At 38.2% G+C, this 2,472-nt stretch carries 3 protein-coding genes and 1 pseudogene; 3 read left to right on the plus strand and 1 reads right to left on the minus strand.

Annotated elements, in window-relative coordinates; genetic code table 11:
* The first annotated feature begins 409 nt into the window (after positions 1 to 409).
* Genes L691_RS34340 through L691_RS30775 form a run of 3 tightly spaced genes read left to right on the plus strand, consistent with a single transcriptional unit; the run spans position 410 to position 2,101 of the window.
* Positions 410 to 619: a HipA family kinase gene (locus L691_RS34340; protein ID WP_408634766.1), complete on the plus strand. Its 210-nt coding sequence runs from the start codon at positions 410 to 412 to the stop codon at positions 617 to 619.
* Positions 619 to 1,233: a HipA family kinase gene (locus L691_RS32140; protein WP_332249088.1), complete on the plus strand. Its 615-nt coding sequence runs from the start codon at positions 619 to 621 to the stop codon at positions 1,231 to 1,233. Before L691_RS34340 ends, L691_RS32140 begins: the two co-directional genes overlap by 1 nt.
* A gap of 1 nt (position 1,234) precedes the next feature.
* Positions 1,235 to 2,101 carry a DUF3037 domain-containing protein gene (locus L691_RS30775; RefSeq protein ID WP_025691947.1) on the plus strand — a complete coding sequence of 289 codons (867 nt, stop codon included), beginning with the start codon at positions 1,235 to 1,237 and terminating at the stop codon, positions 2,099 to 2,101.
* An 80-nt stretch (positions 2,102 to 2,181) separates the two neighbouring features.
* On the opposite strand, the pseudogene L691_RS29415 reads toward L691_RS30775, so the two are convergent.
* Positions 2,182 to 2,472: pseudogene (locus L691_RS29415) on the minus strand (heavy metal translocating P-type ATPase); the annotation flags it as partial.

Raw genomic sequence — 2,472 nt, forward strand, 5'->3', positions numbered from 1 at the left:
AAGGGCGGTAATCCCGGTTGACACCCAATAATACTCAGGTGTAAGAAGACTCAATTCTAAAAATACAAAAAACTCCCCCGCAAAGAATCTTGCTGTTCTAAAAACCATTATCTCTTTGCGGATGATTTTACCCAACCTGTGTCTCAACCAACTCCTGCTTCACTTGTGCTCTTCATTACCCCTAGAGCTTTCTCCGAACTCTCGAAATATGACCATCATCTTTTTCTGATTTTGTTGTAATCTACCAGAATGGCAGCGCCTTTCTGGTATGCGAAAGCTGCTACTTTTCAATTTAAATGATTTAATTTTCCGCTTAACGTAAAGCTATTGCTGCAAAAAATTGTCTTGTAATATATTCATATATTACTAGAATAAAGAATAACGAGCTCTAAGCATACGTTAAAAGTAGGTGCCAAAATTGCAAATTGTAAATGCGGTAAGACCGATAAAACCAGTTACTAATGGGGTAACTAAGCCGTTCATCATTCTTTGTGATGATGGAAATACATATTACACAAAGTTCCAACAAAATCCTGAGGGTCCAAGGGTTTTGGCCAATGAGTATGTTTGCGCTAAAATTGCTCATCAGCTTAACTTCCTCTGGCTTCTCCTACTTTAATAAATGTTGATAAAGACTTTCTAAATCTTTATGAGCAAATAATTGCAGATCATATTGAGTGCGAAAGGGAAATTCATCCAGGGGTTCATTTTGGAACGAAACGGATTAACAAAACCTTTCCAATAGCTAACGCTAAAATGCTTGAACGCGCCTTGAACGTAACCATAGTTCCTGAAATCATACTATTTGACCAACTTATCTGTAATAATGACAGAGACTGCAACGGCGGGAATCTCCTGTTCGATCAATCGCAAATGAAAATAGTTGTTATTGATCATTCTCATGTTTTTGAAATAGGAGCTCTTTGGGATGCACAACAACTTGACATTAGAATCGGCGCTGACTTTCAACCATTTACTCAAAACGGATACATATTCAGAAAATTAGTACCGCATGTCAGAGGGTATAACCCATTTGATAACATAATCGGGAAAATGTCGGGAATGACAGATCGTGATTTGTGGCATATTATTAAAACTATACCAGAAGAATGGTTAATAACTGATGCTGACAAAACCGCGCTACATGCATATTTGTGTGACCGTCTGCATAGAATAAAAGATGCTTTACCAATTCTTAAACCGATCTTGCCACAATGGAAAGGAGGGGGTTAACGTGGAGAAAATTTGTAAATTTGCAGTCCTTCGCTATGTTCCGGACGAGAACAGGGAAGAATTCATAAATATTGGGGTCGTTATGCATTCTCCAGAGGATAAATACATTGACTGTTTAATTACAAACAATCTTTCCAGAGTTTCTACTTTTGACGACGAAATTGATATACCTTTTCTAAAAATAATTTTAAGCGGCGTTAAAGAGGATTTCTCAAAAAACTCTACAGTAACCGGCCCCTCCTATGAAGATATCGCCAACTTAAATTATTTGGAAAAAGCTACATCAATCTATGTAAATCAACTTCAGTTTTCCAAAATACAATTATTCAGATCAGCAGACTTTGAAACCGACCTGCTTAATCTCTTTAAAACTTATGTGCATTTTGAAGTTCAGAAAAAATCAAGGCTCACGGAACAAGAAGTGAAGTCAATTATGAATAAAGTTATTAAGAACAAACCCACTAACGCGATCCTAGAGAAAAACTTAAAAGTAGATTTGGGAGATGAACTGATTGAATTGGATTACGCCTATGTTACAAGAAAAGAACGAGTGAAAATAGTTAAAACCTTTTCTTTTGACTACACTCAAAGAGGAAGTAAACAAGCTTCTCAAGTAGCGAAAGAATGGGCATACAATTTTAGTAAGATAAAAGAAGCATCTAAATTAGAGAAACAATTCGATACGCATAATATAGATCTTACAACTTTAATTTACGTTAAAGATTTAACTAAAAACATAAAAATTGCCCTGGACATATTAAACGAGGAAACAATAACTTTTCAAGCCAGATCGCTAACGCAAATTGAAGACTTTGCGGATCAAATGGTCAAAGAAATGAAAGTAATAGATACAAAAATAAATATGTAATAAAAGTCAAAGACTGCCTGAAAATGATAAGGGCAGTCTTTTTGAATTCAAAAAACTTTATATAAAAGGATGATTATTTTCTATAACTTTACCCGCTGCAGCCGCAACGCATTCAGTACGACCGAAACCGAGCTGAACGCCATCGCCGCGCCCGCCAGCCAGGGCGCCAGAAATCCCAACGCGGCTATCGGAATGCCGACCGTATTGTAGCCGAGCGCCCAGAATAAATTCTGCTTGATGTTGCCCATCGTCTTGCGGCTCATCTTAATTGCGTCCGCGATGGCCTTCAGATCGCCGCGCATCAGCGTAATATCCGCCGCTTCCATCGCCACGTCGGTCCCGGTGCCGACCGCCATGCCGATATCGGCGGG

This window comes from Paenibacillus zanthoxyli JH29, from assembly GCF_000520715.1.
GTDB lineage: Bacteria > Bacillota > Bacilli > Paenibacillales > Paenibacillaceae > Paenibacillus_AQ > Paenibacillus_AQ zanthoxyli.